Raw genomic sequence first — 21,934 nt, forward strand, 5'->3', positions numbered from 1 at the left:
AGCTCTTTAAAAATAAGAACCTATCAATCTGTGTGGGCACTCGTTGATGATAATCCAATTAGATATTTCTTTCTTAACGGAAAGCGGTATCAAATTAGGTTTCAATGAAACGAAGTGACCATTGAATCGAAAGATTCAGCACAGTCAATTCAAACATTACTTTATGTAATGTTCAGTATTCATTGAGCCGAACAAAATCTTAAATTGAAGAGTTTGATCATGGCTCAGATTGAACGCTGGCGGCAGGCCTAACACATGCAAGTCGAGCGGAAACGAGTTATCTGAACCTTCGGGGGACGATAACGGCGTCGAGCGGCGGACGGGTGAGTAATGCCTAGGAAATTGCCCTGATGTGGGGGATAACCATTGGAAACGATGGCTAATACCGCATAATGCCTACGGGCCAAAGAGGGGGACCTTCGGGCCTCTCGCGTCAGGATATGCCTAGGTGGGATTAGCTAGTTGGTGAGGTAATGGCTCACCAAGGCGACGATCCCTAGCTGGTCTGAGAGGATGATCAGCCACACTGGAACTGAGACACGGTCCAGACTCCTACGGGAGGCAGCAGTGGGGAATATTGCACAATGGGCGCAAGCCTGATGCAGCCATGCCGCGTGTGTGAAGAAGGCCTTCGGGTTGTAAAGCACTTTCAGTCGTGAGGAAGGTAGTGTAGTTAATAGCTGCATTATTTGACGTTAGCGACAGAAGAAGCACCGGCTAACTCCGTGCCAGCAGCCGCGGTAATACGGAGGGTGCGAGCGTTAATCGGAATTACTGGGCGTAAAGCGCATGCAGGTGGTTTGTTAAGTCAGATGTGAAAGCCCGGGGCTCAACCTCGGAATAGCATTTGAAACTGGCAGACTAGAGTACTGTAGAGGGGGGTAGAATTTCAGGTGTAGCGGTGAAATGCGTAGAGATCTGAAGGAATACCGGTGGCGAAGGCGGCCCCCTGGACAGATACTGACACTCAGATGCGAAAGCGTGGGGAGCAAACAGGATTAGATACCCTGGTAGTCCACGCCGTAAACGATGTCTACTTGGAGGTTGTGGCCTTGAGCCGTGGCTTTCGGAGCTAACGCGTTAAGTAGACCGCCTGGGGAGTACGGTCGCAAGATTAAAACTCAAATGAATTGACGGGGGCCCGCACAAGCGGTGGAGCATGTGGTTTAATTCGATGCAACGCGAAGAACCTTACCTACTCTTGACATCCAGAGAACTTTCCAGAGATGGATTGGTGCCTTCGGGAACTCTGAGACAGGTGCTGCATGGCTGTCGTCAGCTCGTGTTGTGAAATGTTGGGTTAAGTCCCGCAACGAGCGCAACCCTTATCCTTGTTTGCCAGCGAGTAATGTCGGGAACTCCAGGGAGACTGCCGGTGATAAACCGGAGGAAGGTGGGGACGACGTCAAGTCATCATGGCCCTTACGAGTAGGGCTACACACGTGCTACAATGGCGCATACAGAGGGCAGCAAGCTAGCGATAGTGAGCGAATCCCAAAAAGTGCGTCGTAGTCCGGATTGGAGTCTGCAACTCGACTCCATGAAGTCGGAATCGCTAGTAATCGTGGATCAGAATGCCACGGTGAATACGTTCCCGGGCCTTGTACACACCGCCCGTCACACCATGGGAGTGGGCTGCAAAAGAAGTAGGTAGTTTAACCTTCGGGAGGACGCTTACCACTTTGTGGTTCATGACTGGGGTGAAGTCGTAACAAGGTAGCGCTAGGGGAACCTGGCGCTGGATCACCTCCTTAAACGATGATTACTCACGATGAGTGTCCACACAGATTGATAGTTCACAAGCGAAAGCTTGTAGCTAACATAGCTCTTTAACAATTTGGAAAGCTGACAAATCAACAATTTATTGTTGATTGTAAAGTTCTCAATGTTTGTCTTTATGACAAACACCAAAAAACACATTCAAGTGTTCTTGGGAATATCACTTTTACAGTGATTATTCGAAATTGAGTCCGGCAAAATCGAAATGTCTCTCGCTCATTCAAATAATGAGAGACAACTTTGGTGATTTGAACATCAACTCGAAACTCCTTCGGGTTGTATGGTTAAGTGACTAAGCGTACACGGTGGATGCCTTGGCAGTCAGAGGCGATGAAGGACGTATTAACTTGCGATAAGCCCAGATTAGGTAGTAAAAACCATTTGAGTCTGGGATTTCCGAATGGGGAAACCCACTTACATAAGTAAGTATCGCTGCGTGAATACATAGCGCAGCGAGGCGAACCGGGGGAACTGAAACATCTAAGTACCCCGAGGAAAAGAAATCAACCGAGATTCCGAAAGTAGCGGCGAGCGAAATTGGACTAGCCCTTAAGCTTTTTATGCGTCAGGTGAAACTTCTGGAAAGTTGTGCGATACAGGGTGATAGCCCCGTAACCGGCAACGCATATAAAGTGAAATCGAGTAGGGCGGGACACGTGATATCCTGTCTGAATATGGGGGGACCATCCTCCAAGGCTAAATACTACTGACTGACCGATAGTGAACCAGTACCGTGAGGGAAAGGCGAAAAGAACCCCTGTGAGGGGAGTGAAATAGAACCTGAAACCGTGTACGTACAAGCAGTAGGAGCACCTTCGTGGTGTGACTGCGTACCTTTTGTATAATGGGTCAGCGACTTATATTCAGTGGCAAGGTTAACCATCTAGGGGAGCCGTAGCGAAAGCGAGTGTTAACTGCGCGACTCAGTCGCTGGATATAGACCCGAAACCAGGTGATCTAGCCATGGGCAGGTTGAAGATTGAGTAACATCAATTGGAGGACCGAACCGACTAATGTTGAAAAATTAGCGGATGACTTGTGGCTAGGGGTGAAAGGCCAATCAAACCTGGAGATAGCTGGTTCTCCCCGAAAGCTATTTAGGTAGCGCCTCGGACGAATACTACTGGGGGTAGAGCACTGTTAAGGCTAGGGGGTCATCCCGACTTACCAACCCTTTGCAAACTCCGAATACCAGTAAGTACTATCCGGGAGACACACGGCGGGTGCTAACGTCCGTCGTGGAGAGGGAAACAACCCAGACCGCCAGCTAAGGTCCCAAATTACTACTAAGTGGGAAACGATGTGGGAAGGCTCAGACAGCCAGGATGTTGGCTTAGAAGCAGCCATCATTTAAAGAAAGCGTAATAGCTCACTGGTCGAGTCGGCCTGCGCGGAAGATGTAACGGGGCTAAGTAGTAAACCGAAGCTGCGGCAATGCACTTTAGTGCATTGGGTAGGGGAGCGTTCTGTAAGCGGTTGAAGGTGTGTGGTAACGCATGCTGGACGTATCAGAAGTGCGAATGCTGACATGAGTAACGATAAAGGGGGTGAAAAACCTCCTCGCCGGAAGACCAAGGGTTCCTGTCCAACGTTAATCGGGGCAGGGTAAGTCGACCCCTAAGGCGAGGCCGAAAGGCGTAGTCGATGGGAAACGGGTTAATATTCCCGTACTTCTTACAATTGCGATGGGGGGACGGAGAAGGCTAGGTGGGCCTGGCGACGGTTGTCCAGGTTCAAGTGCGTAGGCTGAGAAATTAGGTAAATCCGGTTTCTCTTAAGGCTGAGACACGACGTCGAGCTACTACGGTAGTGAAGTCATTGATGCCATGCTTCCAGGAAAAGCCTCTAAGCTTCAGATTGTAAGGAATCGTACCCCAAACCGACACAGGTGGTCGGGTAGAGAATACCAAGGCGCTTGAGAGAACTCGGGTGAAGGAACTAGGCAAAATGGTACCGTAACTTCGGGAGAAGGTACGCTCTTGATGGTGAAATCCCTTGCGGATGGAGCTGACGAGAGTCGCAGATACCAGGTGGCTGCAACTGTTTATTAAAAACACAGCACTGTGCAAAATCGTAAGATGACGTATACGGTGTGACGCCTGCCCGGTGCCGGAAGGTTAATTGATGGGGTTAGACTTCGGTCGAAGCTCTTGATCGAAGCCCCGGTAAACGGCGGCCGTAACTATAACGGTCCTAAGGTAGCGAAATTCCTTGTCGGGTAAGTTCCGACCTGCACGAATGGCGTAATGATGGCCACGCTGTCTCCACCCGAGACTCAGTGAAATTGAAATCGCTGTGAAGATGCAGTGTACCCGCGGCTAGACGGAAAGACCCCGTGAACCTTTACTACAGCTTGGCACTGAACATTGACCCTACATGTGTAGGATAGGTGGGAGGCTTTGAAGCAAGTACGCCAGTATTTGTGGAGCCGTCCTTGAAATACCACCCTTGTAGTGTTGATGTTCTAACGTCGACCCCTAATCGGGGTTGCGGACAGTGCCTGGTGGGTAGTTTGACTGGGGCGGTCTCCTCCCAAAGAGTAACGGAGGAGCACGAAGGTGGGCTAATCACGGTTGGACATCGTGAGGTTAGTGCAATGGCATAAGCCCGCTTGACTGCGAGAATGACAATTCGAGCAGGTGCGAAAGCAGGTCATAGTGATCCGGTGGTTCTGAATGGAAGGGCCATCGCTCAACGGATAAAAGGTACTCCGGGGATAACAGGCTGATACCGCCCAAGAGTTCATATCGACGGCGGTGTTTGGCACCTCGATGTCGGCTCATCACATCCTGGGGCTGAAGTCGGTCCCAAGGGTATGGCTGTTCGCCATTTAAAGTGGTACGCGAGCTGGGTTTAGAACGTCGTGAGACAGTTCGGTCCCTATCTGCCGTGGGCGTTGGAAGATTGAAGGGGGCTGCTCCTAGTACGAGAGGACCGGAGTGGACGAACCTCTGGTGTTCGGGTTGTGTCGCCAGACGCATTGCCCGGTAGCTAAGTTCGGAATCGATAACCGCTGAAAGCATCTAAGCGGGAAGCGAGCCCTGAGATGAGTCTTCCCTGATACTTTAAGTATCCTAAAGGGTTGTTCGAGACTAGAACGTTGATAGGCAGGGTGTGTAAGCGTTGTGAGGCGTTGAGCTAACCTGTACTAATTGCCCGTGAGGCTTAACCATACAACACCCAAGGGGTTTTGATGGACTCAATGCAAGAACATTGAATGTGTAAATAGAACGAAAAACAGCTTTCCAGATTAAAGAATTTGCTTGGCGACCATAGCGATTTGGACCCACCTGATTTCCATTCCGAACTCAGAAGTGAAACGAATTAGCGCCGATGGTAGTGTGGGGCTTCCCCATGTGAGAGTAGGACATCGCCAGGCTTTATTTCGCACTTGCTTATTTAATAAGCAAGTCACCATAAAGTTCTAAATTATTTTAGAGTTTTATGTTGACTTTCAAAGTGGAAAGCGTATTATACGCACCTCGCTTAAGTGCTAAGGCACTGAAAGCCAAGCTCTTTAACAATATAGACCTATCAATCTGTGTGGGCACTCGTTGATGATAATCCAATTAGATACCTCGGTATCAAATTAGGTTTCAATGAAACGAAGTGACCATTGAATCGAAAGATTCAGCACAGTCAATTCAAACATTACTTATGTAATGTTCAGTATTCATTGAGCCGAACAAAATCTTAAATTGAAGAGTTTGATCATGGCTCAGATTGAACGCTGGCGGCAGGCCTAACACATGCAAGTCGAGCGGAAACGAGTTATCTGAACCTTCGGGGAACGATAACGGCGTCGAGCGGCGGACGGGTGAGTAATGCCTAGGAAATTGCCCTGATGTGGGGGATAACCATTGGAAACGATGGCTAATACCGCATAATGCCTACGGGCCAAAGAGGGGGACCTTCGGGCCTCTCGCGTCAGGATATGCCTAGGTGGGATTAGCTAGTTGGTGAGGTAATGGCTCACCAAGGCGACGATCCCTAGCTGGTCTGAGAGGATGATCAGCCACACTGGAACTGAGACACGGTCCAGACTCCTACGGGAGGCAGCAGTGGGGAATATTGCACAATGGGCGCAAGCCTGATGCAGCCATGCCGCGTGTGTGAAGAAGGCCTTCGGGTTGTAAAGCACTTTCAGTCGTGAGGAAGGTGGTGTAGTTAATAGCTGCATTATTTGACGTTAGCGACAGAAGAAGCACCGGCTAACTCCGTGCCAGCAGCCGCGGTAATACGGAGGGTGCGAGCGTTAATCGGAATTACTGGGCGTAAAGCGCATGCAGGTGGTTTGTTAAGTCAGATGTGAAAGCCCGGGGCTCAACCTCGGAATAGCATTTGAAACTGGCAGACTAGAGTACTGTAGAGGGGGGTAGAATTTCAGGTGTAGCGGTGAAATGCGTAGAGATCTGAAGGAATACCGGTGGCGAAGGCGGCCCCCTGGACAGATACTGACACTCAGATGCGAAAGCGTGGGGAGCAAACAGGATTAGATACCCTGGTAGTCCACGCCGTAAACGATGTCTACTTGGAGGTTGTGGCCTTGAGCCGTGGCTTTCGGAGCTAACGCGTTAAGTAGACCGCCTGGGGAGTACGGTCGCAAGATTAAAACTCAAATGAATTGACGGGGGCCCGCACAAGCGGTGGAGCATGTGGTTTAATTCGATGCAACGCGAAGAACCTTACCTACTCTTGACATCCAGAGAACTTTCCAGAGATGGATTGGTGCCTTCGGGAACTCTGAGACAGGTGCTGCATGGCTGTCGTCAGCTCGTGTTGTGAAATGTTGGGTTAAGTCCCGCAACGAGCGCAACCCTTATCCTTGTTTGCCAGCGAGTAATGTCGGGAACTCCAGGGAGACTGCCGGTGATAAACCGGAGGAAGGTGGGGACGACGTCAAGTCATCATGGCCCTTACGAGTAGGGCTACACACGTGCTACAATGGCGCATACAGAGGGCAGCAAGCTAGCGATAGTGAGCGAATCCCAAAAAGTGCGTCGTAGTCCGGATTGGAGTCTGCAACTCGACTCCATGAAGTCGGAATCGCTAGTAATCGTGGATCAGAATGCCACGGTGAATACGTTCCCGGGCCTTGTACACACCGCCCGTCACACCATGGGAGTGGGCTGCAAAAGAAGTAGGTAGTTTAACCTTCGGGAGGACGCTTACCACTTTGTGGTTCATGACTGGGGTGAAGTCGTAACAAGGTAGCGCTAGGGGAACCTGGCGCTGGATCACCTCCTTAAACGATGATTATACACGATGAGTGTCCACACAGATTGATACGGTTTATAAGTAAAAGAGACGATACTGGGTCTGTAGCTCAGGTGGTTAGAGCGTTCGCCTGATAAGCGAGAGGTCGGTGGTTCGAGTCCACTCAGACCCACCAATTTCTTTTGAAATTGGTATGCAGTATCGACACCTTGATGGGGCTATAGCTCAGCTGGGAGAGCGCCTGCCTTGCACGCAGGAGGTCTGCGGTTCGATCCCGCATAGCTCCACCATCTTTAAGTGTTCTTGAAAAAGAATCTTTAAAAATGGTTTTCATCAGAAAATCTAGCTCTTTAACAATTTGGAAAGCTGACAAAACAAACTTTTAAGTTTGTTTGTAAAGTTCTCAATGTTTGTCTTTATGACAAACACCAAAAAACACATTCAAGTGTTCTTGGGAATGTCACTTTTAAGTGATTATTCGAAATTGAGTCCGGCAAAATCGAAATGTCTCTCGCTCATTCAAATAATGAGAGACAACTTTGGTGATTTGAACATCAACTCGAAACTCCTTCGGGTTGTATGGTTAAGTGACTAAGCGTACACGGTGGATGCCTTGGCAGTCAGAGGCGATGAAGGACGTATTAACTTGCGATAAGCCCAGATTAGGTAGTAAAAACCATTTGAGTCTGGGATTTCCGAATGGGGAAACCCACTTACATAAGTAAGTATCGCTGCGTGAATACATAGCGCAGCGAGGCGAACCGGGGGAACTGAAACATCTAAGTACCCCGAGGAAAAGAAATCAACCGAGATTCCGAAAGTAGCGGCGAGCGAAATTGGACTAGCCCTTAAGCTTTTTATGCGTCAGGTGAAACTTCTGGAAAGTTGTGCGATACAGGGTGATAGCCCCGTAACCGGCAACGCATATAAAGTGAAATCGAGTAGGGCGGGACACGTGATATCCTGTCTGAATATGGGGGGACCATCCTCCAAGGCTAAATACTACTGACTGACCGATAGTGAACCAGTACCGTGAGGGAAAGGCGAAAAGAACCCCTGTGAGGGGAGTGAAATAGAACCTGAAACCGTGTACGTACAAGCAGTAGGAGCACCTTCGTGGTGTGACTGCGTACCTTTTGTATAATGGGTCAGCGACTTATATTCAGTGGCAAGGTTAACCATCTAGGGGAGCCGTAGCGAAAGCGAGTGTTAACTGCGCGACTCAGTCGCTGGATATAGACCCGAAACCAGGTGATCTAGCCATGGGCAGGTTGAAGATTGAGTAACATCAATTGGAGGACCGAACCGACTAATGTTGAAAAATTAGCGGATGACTTGTGGCTAGGGGTGAAAGGCCAATCAAACCTGGAGATAGCTGGTTCTCCCCGAAAGCTATTTAGGTAGCGCCTCGGACGAATACTACTGGGGGTAGAGCACTGTTAAGGCTAGGGGGTCATCCCGACTTACCAACCCTTTGCAAACTCCGAATACCAGTAAGTACTATCCGGGAGACACACGGCGGGTGCTAACGTCCGTCGTGGAGAGGGAAACAACCCAGACCGCCAGCTAAGGTCCCAAATTACTACTAAGTGGGAAACGATGTGGGAAGGCTCAGACAGCCAGGATGTTGGCTTAGAAGCAGCCATCATTTAAAGAAAGCGTAATAGCTCACTGGTCGAGTCGGCCTGCGCGGAAGATGTAACGGGGCTAAGTAGTAAACCGAAGCTGCGGCAATGCACTTTAGTGCATTGGGTAGGGGAGCGTTCTGTAAGCGGTTGAAGGTGTGTGGTAACGCATGCTGGACGTATCAGAAGTGCGAATGCTGACATGAGTAACGATAAAGGGGGTGAAAAACCTCCTCGCCGGAAGACCAAGGGTTCCTGTCCAACGTTAATCGGGGCAGGGTAAGTCGACCCCTAAGGCGAGGCCGAAAGGCGTAGTCGATGGGAAACGGGTTAATATTCCCGTACTTCTTACAATTGCGATGGGGGGACGGAGAAGGCTAGGTGGGCCTGGCGACGGTTGTCCAGGTTCAAGTGCGTAGGCTGAGGAGTTAGGTAAATCCGGCTCTTCTTAAGGCTGAGACACGACGTCGAGCTACTACGGTAGTGAAGTCATTGATGCCATGCTTCCAGGAAAAGCCTCTAAGCTTCAGATTGTAAGGAATCGTACCCCAAACCGACACAGGTGGTCGGGTAGAGAATACCAAGGCGCTTGAGAGAACTCGGGTGAAGGAACTAGGCAAAATGGTACCGTAACTTCGGGAGAAGGTACGCTCTTGATGGTGAAATCCCTTGCGGATGGAGCTGACGAGAGTCGCAGATACCAGGTGGCTGCAACTGTTTATTAAAAACACAGCACTGTGCAAAATCGTAAGATGACGTATACGGTGTGACGCCTGCCCGGTGCCGGAAGGTTAATTGATGGGGTTAGACTTCGGTCGAAGCTCTTGATCGAAGCCCCGGTAAACGGCGGCCGTAACTATAACGGTCCTAAGGTAGCGAAATTCCTTGTCGGGTAAGTTCCGACCTGCACGAATGGCGTAATGATGGCCACGCTGTCTCCACCCGAGACTCAGTGAAATTGAAATCGCTGTGAAGATGCAGTGTACCCGCGGCTAGACGGAAAGACCCCGTGAACCTTTACTACAGCTTGGCACTGAACATTGACCCTACATGTGTAGGATAGGTGGGAGGCTTTGAAGCAAGTACGCCAGTATTTGTGGAGCCGTCCTTGAAATACCACCCTTGTAGTGTTGATGTTCTAACGTCGACCCCTAATCGGGGTTGCGGACAGTGCCTGGTGGGTAGTTTGACTGGGGCGGTCTCCTCCCAAAGAGTAACGGAGGAGCACGAAGGTGGGCTAATCACGGTTGGACATCGTGAGGTTAGTGCAATGGCATAAGCCCGCTTGACTGCGAGAATGACAATTCGAGCAGGTGCGAAAGCAGGTCATAGTGATCCGGTGGTTCTGAATGGAAGGGCCATCGCTCAACGGATAAAAGGTACTCCGGGGATAACAGGCTGATACCGCCCAAGAGTTCATATCGACGGCGGTGTTTGGCACCTCGATGTCGGCTCATCACATCCTGGGGCTGAAGTCGGTCCCAAGGGTATGGCTGTTCGCCATTTAAAGTGGTACGCGAGCTGGGTTTAGAACGTCGTGAGACAGTTCGGTCCCTATCTGCCGTGGGCGTTGGAAGATTGAAGGGGGCTGCTCCTAGTACGAGAGGACCGGAGTGGACGAACCTCTGGTGTTCGGGTTGTGTCGCCAGACGCATTGCCCGGTAGCTAAGTTCGGAATCGATAACCGCTGAAAGCATCTAAGCGGGAAGCGAGCCCTGAGATGAGTCTTCCCTGATACTTTAAGTATCCTAAAGGGTTGTTCGAGACTAGAACGTTGATAGGCAGGGTGTGTAAGCGTTGTGAGGCGTTGAGCTAACCTGTACTAATTGCCCGTGAGGCTTAACCATACAACACCCAAGGGGTTTTGATGGACTCAATGCAAGAACATTGAATGTGTAAATAGAACGAAAAACAGCTTTCCAGATTAAAGAATTTGCTTGGCGACCATAGCGATTTGGACCCACCTGATTTCCATTCCGAACTCAGAAGTGAAACGAATTAGCGTCGATGGTAGTGTGGGGCTTCCCCATGTGAGAGTAGAACATCGCCAGGCTTTAAATTTAGACTTAAATGTCTAACCAGTGCGGAGCGGTAGTTCAGTTGGTTAGAATACCGGCCTGTCACGCCGGGGGTCGCGGGTTCGAGTCCCGTCCGCTCCGCCACTTATTTAAAAACCCAGTCTTCGGACTGGGTTTTGTCGTTTATAAGCTCAAAAATGTTCCCTTTCAGGGAATGAGTCCCGGTTGCCCGCAACCCCGAACTAGGCGTCCCCGCCGACTCGCCGCTTATTCCAGACCTCAGCAGAAATGCTGAGGTCTTTTCGTATTACGATATTATATTTTGATCTGCGACCAACGAGTCCAATTGAGTGCAAGCCAAACCACTCCCCCACTTATTCAGACAAAGCCCTAAACTGCGCGTCCCGGCAGAAATGCTAGGGCTTTTTCGTATCTGACAATTCAATTCACCTATCGATGTATGAACCACGCTCGTGTGTGAGTCCAATTGAACGCAAGTCTAGACTCGGCATCATCACCACTCCGCTACTTATTTAGAAACCCAGCCTTTGGACTGGCTTTTGTTCTTTCTAGAGTATAATGACATTCCCTTTTAGGAAGCAGATCCCCAAAAGACGTTCTCTTAGTCGAGTGCTCCTTCAAGCTTTTCCGATTTAATTTTTCTTACTCAGAAAAACACTAAATAACGATGTGAAAGAGCGCCTTGGACTTTTCGTATCTATGGGCTTGTTAATTCTCTAATAAAGCTTAGTTAGTAAGTAATCTACGTTTCGGACTTATCAACTCATTTAGAATGCCCTATCTTAATCTAGTAATGATTTTGATGTTTGAGTCGATAAGCTCCATAGCTCTCGCTAGTCTTGTCTTCACTTATTCCTGTAAAGCAGGCCTTAATCAGAAGAACTCTATATTCCATCATTCATTAACAGCACAGCCTTGGCGTTGTTTTTATAGTATGGGGAGGGAGTACTTATTCTTTTCGATTTGGCGAGCTACTGTCGACTCTTCTCTTAGTGTTACATTGGCTATGTACATGATTATGGATTAAGAAGCGCTGTATGAAGTTACTAGAGGGAGGAAGGGAAATAGGCTTTAGTTTATTGTTTTGGCTTTAGATTCCCTAGATTTTAGGCATAAAAAAGGCAACCAAATGGCTGCCTAGTTTGATAATTGTAAAAGTACTTACTCTTGAGAAGCTTTTGCTTCTTGTGGTTCAACTGAGCCTTCTGCTTCCATTTCTTTCTCGGCTTGTTTCGCTTTCTCGATCATTGGCGTAATGGTAGAGCCTTGAATTAGGATTGAGAACACAACCACAGAGTAGGTCATCACCATTATGATTTCTTTCACATCAATCAATTTCTCTGGAATAACCAAGATACCCGATGGGATTGATAGTGCCATAGCTAGAGCCAGGCCGCCGCGCAAGCCACCCCAAGTTAAGATCTTAATAGACCAAGGATTATATTTTCTATAGCGCTTAAATCCGATGTAAGAAATGAACACGCTTAGATAGCGAGCAGCTAGCACTAGTGGTACTGAAATTGCCATCATGATCCAGTCTTCTTTGTGGAATTCGAACAGCAGCATCGACATACCAATAAGAAGGAATAGCACGCCATTTAAGAACTCATCGACCAATTCCCAAAAGTGGTCTAGATGATCTTCACTCTCTTTAGAGAAGCCAATAAAGCGTGTCCAGTTACCGATCATGATGCCCGATACTACCATTGCAAGCGGACCCGAAACGTGAAGGTATTCAGCAAATGCGTAACCAGCGGTTGGCACACCAATAGTAAGCAATAGCTCCATTGAGTGGTCATCAGTGGCGCTGATTAAGTAGTGGAAAATAAGACCTAGTACGAAGCCATAAACGATGCCGCCAATCGCTTCTTGAACAAATAGAAGTGTCACACTGCCAACGGTAGGAGCTTCAGTACCGAAGGCGATGGTGAATAGTGTTACGAAAATTACCAGACCAAAGCCGTCGTTAAACAGAGACTCACCTTCAATCTGTGTAGAGATTCGTTTTGGTGCATTAAGCTTTTTAACAATGGCGAGTACTGCAATCGGGTCGGTTGGAGAGATAAGCGCACCGAAGAGCAGACAGTAGACGAGGTCAAATTGAATGCCGATAACTTGGCAGAAGCCGTAAAGTACAAAACCGATAAAGAAGGTTGAGAAGAGTGTTGCACCTAAAGCGAGTACGGTGATTTCCCATTTTTGATCTTTGAGGTTAGGGAGTTTGATACCCAAACCACCGGCAAAAAGTAGGAATCCGAGGATACCTTTAAGAAGAAAATCCTCGAAGTTAATGCTGGTAACAGTTTCGGTCGCTATCTCGGTGAGATGAAACCAATCATTTTGACCTGCGATTAGAATGAGGAGTGAAAGAATCATCGAACCGGCAGTGATTGCGATGGTGGTTTGCATCTTTCCTATCTTACTGTTTACAAAGGCAATAACCATTGCCGCTGCAGATAGAAAACATAAAGTATGATAGACCGACATAGAGCTCTCTATTTGTAACATTTTATGAATGGAATTCTCGGACGATGTTGACTAAATAGCAAACATTTTTTCGAGATTATTTTGTAACTCGACGGAGACAAAATAATCAGTAATTCGTATTTTAGACGTCTAGACTCCTTTAATTTGTGTGATAGGATGGAGAAATAACTAAAGGAATGAGGCTGTACTGTGGGAAGTAATGTAAGACAACAGATTGAAGCTCAATTAAAGCAACGTATCTTGCTGATCGATGGTGGTATGGGCACCATGATTCAGGGATACAAACTTGAAGAGCAAGACTATCGAGGAGAGCGCTTTGCGGATTGGCATTGTGATCTAAAAGGCAACAACGATTTGTTGGTGCTCACTCAGCCTCAATTGATTAAGGAAATTCACAGCGCTTACTTAGAAGCAGGCGCTGACATTCTTGAGACCAACACCTTTAACGCGACGACAATTGCGATGGCTGACTATGAGATGGAAAGCCTGAGTGAGGAAATCAACTTTGCCGCTGCAAAGCTTGCGCGTGAAGCCGCTGATGAGTGGACGGCAAAAACGCCAGAGCGCCCACGTTATGTCGCGGGTGTGCTTGGTCCAACAAACCGTACTTGTTCTATCTCCCCTGATGTAAACGATCCGGGCTATCGTAACGTCAGCTTCGATGAGCTTGTTGAAGCTTATTCAGAATCAACTCGAGCGCTGATCAAAGGTGGCTCTGACCTTATTCTGATCGAGACCATTTTCGATACACTTAATGCTAAAGCTTGTGCCTTCGCAGTTGATAGCGTCTTTGAAGAATTAGGTATCGAGTTGCCAGTTATGATCTCCGGTACCATTACCGATGCTTCTGGACGTACGCTTTCTGGTCAAACAACGGAAGCCTTCTATAACTCTCTTCGTCATGTTAACCCTATTTCATTTGGTTTGAACTGTGCGCTTGGTCCTGATGAACTGCGCCCGTACGTAGAAGAGCTTTCTCGTATTTCGGAATCTTTTGTTTCTACTCACCCAAATGCGGGTCTACCGAATGCATTTGGTGAATATGACCTTTCGCCAGAAGATATGGCGGAACACGTTAAAGAGTGGGCGGAGAGTGGTTTCCTCAACCTAATTGGTGGTTGTTGTGGTACCACGCCAGAGCATATTCGCCATATGGCAATGGCAGTTGAAGGTGTGAAACCTCGTGATTTGCCTGAGCTTACGGTTGCTTGTCGTTTATCCGGTCTTGAGCCTCTTACTATTGAAAAAGAGACGCTGTTTATTAACGTAGGTGAGCGTACTAACGTTACTGGTTCTGCTCGATTTAAACGTTTGATCAAAGAAGAGCTCTATGATGAAGCGCTAGAGGTCGCCCGACAACAAGTTGAGAACGGCGCTCAGATTATCGACATCAACATGGATGAAGGCATGTTGGATGCAGAAGCGTGTATGGTTCGCTTCCTAAACCTATGCGCATCTGAGCCTGAGATCTCCAAAGTGCCTATCATGGTCGACTCTTCTAAATGGGAGGTGATCGAGGCGGGTCTGAAGTGTATTCAGGGCAAGGGCATCGTAAATTCCATCTCTTTGAAAGAAGGTAAAGAGAAGTTTGTTGAGCAAGCAAAACTGATTCGTCGATACGGTGCCGCAGTTATCGTTATGGCGTTTGACGAAGTTGGTCAGGCAGAAACACGTGAACGTAAGCTAGAAATCTGTACTAACGCTTACCGTATCTTGGTTGATGAAGTCGGCTTCCCACCAGAAGACATCATCTTTGACCCGAATATCTTTGCGGTTGCGACGGGGATCGAAGAACACAACAACTATGCCGTGGATTTCATCGAAGCGGTTGCTGACATCAAGCGTGACTTGCCTCACGCGATGATCTCCGGTGGTGTCTCGAACGTTTCCTTCTCATTCCGCGGCAATAACTACGTTCGTGAAGCGATTCATGCGGTGTTCCTATACCACTGTTTTAAAAACGGTATGGACATGGGCATCGTGAACGCGGGTCAATTAGAGATCTACGATAACGTTCCAGACAAACTGCGTGAAGCGGTAGAAGATGTGGTTCTTAACCGTCGTGATGACTCGACCGAGAGGCTACTAGATATTGCAGCAGAATACGCAGGTAAAGGTGTTGGCAAAGAAGAAGATGCTTCTGCACTAGAGTGGCGCAGTTGGGCGGTAGAAAAACGTCTGGAGCATGCGCTGGTTAAAGGCATTACTGAATTCATCGTTGAAGATACTGAAGAAGCTCGCCTTAATGCATCCAAACCACTGGAAGTAATCGAAGGTCCATTGATGGATGGCATGAACGTGGTGGGTGACTTATTTGGTGAAGGTAAGATGTTCCTTCCTCAGGTAGTGAAATCTGCGCGTGTTATGAAGCAGGCAGTAGCGCACTTAGAGCCTTTCATTAATAAAGAGAAGCAAGCCGGCTCTTCCAACGGTAAGATTTTATTGGCTACGGTAAAAGGTGACGTTCACGATATCGGTAAAAACATTGTTGGCGTGGTTCTGCAATGTAACAACTACGAGATCATCGATCTTGGCGTAATGGTGCCATGTGAGAAGATTCTCAAGGTAGCCAAAGAAGAAAACGTCGACATCATTGGTCTTTCTGGTTTGATTACTCCGTCCCTCGATGAAATGGTGCATGTAGCCAAAGAAATGGAGCGTCTTGACTTCGATCTTCCACTTCTGATTGGTGGTGCAACAACATCCAAAGCGCATACGGCGGTTAAGATTGAGCAGAACTACAAACATCCAGTGGTTTACGTCAATAACGCTTCTCGTGCGGTTGGTGTATGTACATCATTACTTTCAGACGAACTTCGTCCTGGCTTTGTTGAGAAGCTGGACGTGGACTATGAACGCATACGTGATCAGCATAACCGCAAGAAGCCGCGCACCAAGCCTGTTACTTTAGAAGAAGCGAGAGCGAACAAAGTCGCGATTGATTGGGATAAGTACACACCTCCTGCTCCTGCGAAGCCGGGTATCCATATTTTTGATGACTTTGAAGTGTCTACTTTGCGTAAGTACATCGACTGGACGCCTTTCTTTATGACTTGGTCGTTAGTCGGCAAGTATCCAACAATCTTTGACCATGAAGAAGTGGGTGAAGAGGCTCAACGCCTGTACAAAGATGCTAATGAACTACTAGATCGTGTTGAGCGTGAGGGGTTACTCAAAGCGCGCGGCATGTGTGGTCTGTTCCCTGCAGCAAGCGTGGGTGATGATATCGAAGTCTACACCGACGAATCGCGTACAGAAGTGGCGAAAGTGCTGCATAACTTGCGCCAGCAGACGGAGAAACCAAAAGGCTTCAACTACTGTCTATCTGATTATGTTGCACCGAAAGAGTCTGGTAAGCACGATTGGGTTGGTGCTTTTGCTGTCACCGGTGGTATCGGTGAGCGTGAACTTGCTGACGAATACAAAGCACAGGGTGATGATTACAATGCTATCATGATTCAAGCGGTAGCGGACCGTCTGGCGGAAGCATTTGCTGAGTATCTACATGAGCGTGTGCGCAAAGAGATTTGGGGTTACGCTGCGGATGAAGCTCTGTCGAATGAAGAACTAATTCGTGAGAAATATCAAGGTATTCGTCCTGCTCCGGGCTATCCAGCCTGTCCAGAGCATACTGAGAAAGGACCGCTTTGGGAGCTGATGAATGTTGAAGAAAACATTGGTATGTCACTGACATCGAGCTATGCGATGTACCCAGGAGCATCCGTATCGGGTTGGTACTTCTCGCATCCTGATTCTCGTTACTTTGCGATCGCTCAGATCCAAGAAGATCAGCTGCAAAGCTATGCTGATCGTAAAGGCTGGGATAGGATCGAAGCGGAAAAATGGTTAGGTCCCAACATTAACGGTTAACCAAACCATATCGAAACAAAAAGGGCTGCCATGTGCAGCCCTTGCTTATTAGTGAATGAAAGAGTTTTTATTGCTCGAACAATTCAGTATGCAGTTTTTGAATCGCTTGGCGAGATACGGACTCGTGAACAAGGAAGCACAGGTTATGCGGGCTTGCTCCGTAACAGATCATACGTAGGTTGAAGTCTTCTAGCGTGCCAAATACTTGCTTCGCGTAGCCTTTGCTTTCACTCATATTGTTACCAATCAGAGCAACGAGACATAGGTCGTGTTCCACCTCTACCTTACATAGCTCTTCAAGCTCTTCACGCACGGCTTGTGGCAATTGAGGAGCGCCGCCAGACGTGTCTGTTTGATCAAGAGTGAGTGACACACTGATTTCAGATGTGGTGATCAGGTCAACAGAGATTTTGTGCTTCGCTAGGATCTCAAATACTTTGGCTAAGAAGCCGTACGCGTGGAACATGTTCGCACTGCGTAATGTCACCATGGTTTGGTTGCAGCGCAGAGCAAGCGCTCGGAATAAAGGTGAGCTTTCTACTTGGTGGCGAATCCATGTACCGCCTTTTTCTGGCTCTTTAGATGATCCAACAAATACCGGAATGTCGTGACGAAGTGCCGGAACTAGCGTTGAAGGGTGTAGAATCTTGGCACCAAAGTTTGCCATCTCTGATGCTTCGCTAAAGCTGATCTCTGGGATTGGCGCTGCTTTTGAGGCGATACGTGGATCAGTGGTGTAGATGCCCGGAACATCGGTCCAAATCTCTAGACCTGCAGCTTTCACGCCTTCTGCAATGAGTGCTGCACTGTAGTCACTGCCGCCACGGCCAAGCGTAGTGGTATTACCTTCTTCATCTGAACCAATAAAACCTTGGGTGATAACCACGTATTCTTGGCAAAGTGGGACTAACTTTTCTTGTGCTAGTTGTGCAATGGTCTCGATATTAGGTTCAGCTCGACCAAAGTTTCCATCGGTTTTTAGCACGTCGCGAATATCAAAACGAATCGCATTCACTCCACGCTCTCGCATTAATTGAGCAAGGATATGAGTCGACATTAATTCACCACAAGCGACTAAATGATCGGTCAGTTTGGTGCTTGCTTGGATTGAAGCGGCCTCTGCCAAACTTGTGACGGTATCAAGAATCGAATAAACCTCTGCCGCAGCTTCGGTTGCGTCCTCAAGTTGAGACAGAATCGATTCGTGGATGCCTGCTAGTTTCTGAAGTACTTCCGCACGATGTTCTTGGTCTTGAACACCATTTGCCAGTTCAACCAATAGGTTAGTGACACCTGAGCAAGCGCTGCTAACCACAAGGCGAGTATTTGGGTTGTTTTCTATGATAGTGGAGCAACGACTCATTGCCTCAAAGTTGGCAACACTGGTTCCACCGAATTTTGCTACGTTAAATGCGCTCACTGCGTTCTCCCACGACTTCCTGAAAAAATAACAACAAATTAATAGGTTGCCTAATACATCCAATGTTTGGTGAGGAAAGGAACAGAGCAAATAGAGAGGTAGTTAGAATGTAATTTGAAAATTTACCCTCAGAAGCTCTTCATCATACGGCGCTGATGACAGTTGATGGGATTCAACCCAAGTCAACCGACAAGTCAAATCCTGCAACTTTGACTTACCTCGGCACTACTCCCCCTGAGTGATTGGTATTGGAATTGCGGCTCCACAAATCACCTGCCTGGGCAGTGCTCCTCTTCTGCATAAAGCTTAAACATTGAACGGTTTTGCTGTCACATTGTCAACCAATATCTCAACCAGAATGAAAGTTTTTATTAACGAATTTGTGACAGTGGTTTGACCTCTATACTTAGGGCTAATTGCCGATAGAGGAAAAATCTATTAGGGTGAAAACTTCGATACCTGAGCCAACCTTTTGAATAGAACTTTTATAACGCTCAGGATGAATGACTGCAATCAAGGAGCTGACATGCCGATCCAAAGCTTTATTCCCCCACACCGTATTTTGATGGGACCTGGTCCATCTGATATTTCCCCTCAGGTTTTACAAGCGCTTAGCCGTCCAACAGTTGGTCACTTAGACCCGCTTTTCATTGCCATGATGGATGAGCTAAAACAGCTGCTTAAATACGCTTTCCAAACGGAAAATGAATTTACTATCGCAGTTTCTGCACCGGGCAGTGCGGGTATGGAAACGTGCTTCGTTAACCTGATAGAAAAAGGCGACAAGGTCATCGTCTGCCGCAATGGTGTTTTCGGTGAGCGTATGCGTGAAAACGTGGTTCGTGCTGGTGGTGAAGCGGTTGTCGTCGATGATGAATGGGGAACCCCTGTATCGGTCGATAAAGTTGAAGAAGCGTTAAAGCAGCACCCTGATGCGAAGATTCTTGCTTTTGTTCATGCTGAAACATCGACGGGTGCGGTAAGTGATGCTCAAGCTCTGGGTCTACTCGCGAAGCAATACGGTCTGTTATCAATTGTTGATGCTGTGACCTCGCTTGGTGGTGTGCCCCTTAAAGTTGACGAGTGGCAGTTAGATGCAGTGTATTCGGGCAGTCAAAAATGTCTTTCGTGTGTTCCAGGTTTATCGCCTGTGACGCTTTCTCCGGCTGCTATTGAGAAGATTCAATCAAGAACGACAACGGTTCAAAGCTGGTTCTTGGATCAAAGTTTAGTATTAGGTTATTGGAGTGGAGAAGGCAAACGCAGCTATCACCACACTGCGCCCGTGAACAGCTTGTATGCACTGCATGAAGCTCTACTTATTCTTAAGAATGAAGGTTTAGAAAATGCGTGGGCACGTCACCAGTTAATGCACGAGAAGCTCAAAGCAGGTCTGCAAAAACTAGGCTTTGAATTTGTGGTAGAAGAAGAGTATCGACTACCGCAATTGAATGCGATTTATGTTCCTGAAGGAATTGATGAAGCAAAAGTGCGTAATCACTTACTCGAAACCTACAATCTAGAGATTGGTGCAGGTCTTGGTGCACTGGCTGGTAAAGCATGGCGAATTGGTTTGATGGGCTATGGTGCTCGACCTGAAAATGTAGCTTTGTGTTTGCGAGCTTTAGAAGAGTCACTGACTGAATAAATCGACTCGGTAATGAGGTAAAGAAAAGCGAAGGTTATTCCTTCGCTTTTTTGTATTTATTGCTCAGCACCTGAAGTCGGTGTTGGTGAAGCAGATATGGCTTGAGAAGGTGGCTGATAGTTGACGCCACTGAAATCAATTTTAGGGAACAGGAACTGTGCCTCTGCACGAATTTGTTCTGCCTTGCTTGTGTCCTCCAACCCTTGATATGCCAGTATCAAGTTGTTGTAAAACGCTGGGCGTGGCTTGTCTTTAATGATTTCCAAAGACCAATCAATGTAAGGCTGAATCAAAGTTGGATCTTGCTTGTATAAACCGATGTTTAAGAAAGTACTGTATACATCCCAGTCGAAACGATCTTTCCAAACCACAGGGTTCGTCACTTGATTCAAAATATCCGGGTTAGTTGGGCGCGTAGTTTCAAACTTGGTTAAGGCATAGTTGGTGTGTAATGCGCTAACCATGTAGAAAGTAAACACAGCAGGAATGACTAGGCTACATACTCGCAGTAAGCTCTTGGTCACTTTGCTAAACGGTGCTTGGCGGTAACGAGAAACACGTTGGTCGACCCAATAAAGCAGAATCACAAAGATCAGCCAATGCACCAATGAATGATAGAAGGGGTATTCTAATTGTGAGTGAAGCACGATTGGAATAAACAGAGCCAACAGTGCTAATCGAGTACCACGTTTGGCTTGGTAGATGCGATATAGCACTAGCGCGATTGCCAAAAAGATCCCCAGAATTGGCAATAGTCCGCCTTCTACCGCCCAGTACAACAACTCATTGTGTGGGTGATCCATCGATGGCAAGCCCGCAGGATAGCTTTCATTAAGTGCATGCTGACGTGCGGTATATAGCATGTATTCTGACTCAAACTTGCCGTAACCATAACCAGTGAATGGCTTCTCAATCACCATATCTAAGGTTTGAGGGAAGGTATAGGCACGTGGTGATTCCATGTTCACTTTTTCACTGGCTAATCCGCTTCCATCGGGAAAGGCTATCTGCATGATCACAATAGATAAAGCTAAACCTGTTGCCATTGCGAGTGCCCAACGTACGAACCTTGCTTTGGTGGCGAAGCGGTACATATACGGAATAACTAATAAAATTGCGATGATAGAAGCAAGCCATCCCGTTCGAGATGCCAAGGCGACAATCAACGGTAGAGTCAGTACTGGCACTGCATAAAGCAGATAGATATCGCTAAGTTTACGCGAGTATTTATAAGGTTGACGGACAAGCAGGTAACTTGCGATAACTAAACCAGTTGCAAGGAAGCTCGCCATGACATTGGGTTGCTGGAAGATGCCATAAGGGCGGTTAGCTACCGTGTCATATCCAAATACGTTTCCTGGCTTAAGATAAAGATATTGCGTTAAACCGAAAATTGCTTCGATAACGACGGCAAGCACAATAAACCACAATAACCGCTGACGATGCTTGTTACTGAAATGGAATTGCTGCAGCACGATGAAGAACAACATGCCACACCACAGGCCAATCAGCTTATTTGCCGCAAGCGCACTATCCGCATTGGGATAGAAGATAGGCAGCGTCATGATGATACAGCTGATCAACAGACCAATTGTTAATTTGGAGTAGCGTAATACACGATTGGTCGCAAGTTGGTAGCAGCCAATACCAAGTGCAAAGCTGAACGCAATCCACGTGGTCGCATTAAAAGATAGTGCTAGTCCAGAGCCACCCGGATTAGGCATGAAGAAGTGCATCGCCAGCAGAAAGAGTGCTGCTAACGCGATGAGAAACTTGCGGTTAAGAGGAACTTGCACTTTACCTGGAGAAAGCTTAGTTCCACTGACGTGTATAGTAGCCATAGTTATTG

General features: G+C 47.6%; 5 protein-coding genes, 3 tRNA genes, 6 rRNA genes and 1 riboswitch. Of the genes, 11 read left to right on the top strand and 3 right to left on the bottom strand.

Annotation, left to right across the window (positions count from 1 at the left end):
* Positions 1 to 201: 201 nt before the first annotated feature.
* The 9 genes from ACLIIY_RS00005 to ACLIIY_RS00045 all read left to right on the top strand — a co-directional run bounded on the left by ACLIIY_RS00005 (position 202) and on the right by ACLIIY_RS00045 (position 10,783).
* Positions 202 to 1,754 (top strand): 16S ribosomal RNA (locus ACLIIY_RS00005).
* 307 nt (positions 1,755 to 2,061) lie between these two features.
* Positions 2,062 to 4,952, top strand: a 23S ribosomal RNA gene (locus tag ACLIIY_RS00010).
* 89 nt (positions 4,953 to 5,041) lie between these two features.
* Positions 5,042 to 5,158: ribosomal RNA gene (rrf, locus tag ACLIIY_RS00015) — 5S ribosomal RNA — on the top strand.
* Between the two features lie 316 nt (positions 5,159 to 5,474).
* Positions 5,475 to 7,027, top strand: a 16S ribosomal RNA gene (locus ACLIIY_RS00020).
* A 67-nt stretch (positions 7,028 to 7,094) separates the two neighbouring features.
* A tRNA-Ile gene (locus ACLIIY_RS00025) sits at positions 7,095 to 7,171 on the top strand.
* A 39-nt stretch (positions 7,172 to 7,210) separates the two neighbouring features.
* Positions 7,211 to 7,286 (top strand) — tRNA-Ala (locus ACLIIY_RS00030).
* Between the two features lie 291 nt (positions 7,287 to 7,577).
* Positions 7,578 to 10,468, top strand: a 23S ribosomal RNA gene (locus ACLIIY_RS00035).
* Positions 10,469 to 10,557: 89 nt separating this feature from the next.
* Positions 10,558 to 10,674, top strand: a 5S ribosomal RNA gene (rrf, locus tag ACLIIY_RS00040).
* The 16S, 23S and 5S rRNA genes sit together here with 3 tRNA genes alongside, the layout of an rRNA operon.
* A 32-nt stretch (positions 10,675 to 10,706) precedes the next feature.
* A tRNA-Asp gene (locus ACLIIY_RS00045) sits at positions 10,707 to 10,783 on the top strand.
* Between the two features lie 1,038 nt (positions 10,784 to 11,821).
* On the opposite strand, the gene ACLIIY_RS00050 is transcribed toward ACLIIY_RS00045, so the two are convergent.
* Entirely contained in the window at positions 11,822 to 13,147 is a 1,326-nt protein-coding gene (locus ACLIIY_RS00050; RefSeq protein WP_009707674.1) for a cation:proton antiporter, read from the bottom strand.
* A 189-nt stretch (positions 13,148 to 13,336) separates the two neighbouring features.
* Here ACLIIY_RS00050 and metH point away from each other — a divergent pair, with 189 nt between their 5' ends.
* The gene (gene metH, locus ACLIIY_RS00055) at positions 13,337 to 17,017 is read left to right on the top strand and encodes a methionine synthase (protein ID WP_434527954.1); all 3,681 of its coding nucleotides are present in this window, start codon (positions 13,337 to 13,339) and stop codon (positions 17,015 to 17,017) included.
* A 67-nt stretch (positions 17,018 to 17,084) separates the two neighbouring features.
* Here metH and lysC read toward each other — a convergent pair whose 3' ends face one another.
* Positions 17,085 to 18,437, bottom strand: coding sequence for a lysine-sensitive aspartokinase 3 (gene lysC, locus ACLIIY_RS00060; protein ID WP_434527955.1), 1,353 nt, complete (start codon positions 18,435 to 18,437; stop codon positions 17,085 to 17,087).
* 124 nt (positions 18,438 to 18,561) lie between these two features.
* Positions 18,562 to 18,740: riboswitch (Lysine riboswitch) on the bottom strand.
* A 223-nt stretch (positions 18,741 to 18,963) separates the two neighbouring features.
* Here lysC and ACLIIY_RS00065 point away from each other — a divergent pair.
* A complete protein-coding gene (locus ACLIIY_RS00065; RefSeq protein ID WP_434527956.1) occupies positions 18,964 to 20,085 on the top strand; it encodes a pyridoxal-phosphate-dependent aminotransferase family protein in 1,122 nt (373 codons plus the stop codon).
* Between the two features lie 56 nt (positions 20,086 to 20,141).
* On the opposite strand, the gene ACLIIY_RS00070 is transcribed toward ACLIIY_RS00065, so the two are convergent.
* A complete protein-coding gene (locus ACLIIY_RS00070; RefSeq protein WP_434527957.1) occupies positions 20,142 to 21,926 on the bottom strand; it encodes a PglL family O-oligosaccharyltransferase in 1,785 nt (594 codons plus the stop codon).
* Between the last annotated feature and the right edge of the window lie 8 nt (positions 21,927 to 21,934).

This window comes from Vibrio sp. K4 (assembly GCF_051122595.1).
In the GTDB taxonomy this organism is placed as follows: Bacteria; Pseudomonadota; Gammaproteobacteria; order Enterobacterales; family Vibrionaceae; genus Vibrio; species Vibrio owensii.

What these genes read in the sequence shown, in the direction of transcription:
- ACLIIY_RS00050 (WP_009707674.1), bottom strand. Translation starts at nt 13,147, where the DNA reads ATGTCGGTCTATCATACTTTATGTTTTCTATCTGCAGCGGCAATGGTT.
- ACLIIY_RS00065 (WP_434527956.1), top strand. Translation starts at nt 18,964, where the DNA reads ATGCCGATCCAAAGCTTTATTCCCCCACACCGTATTTTGATGGGACCT.
- ACLIIY_RS00070 (WP_434527957.1), bottom strand. Translation starts at nt 21,926, where the DNA reads ATGGCTACTATACACGTCAGTGGAACTAAGCTTTCTCCAGGTAAAGTG.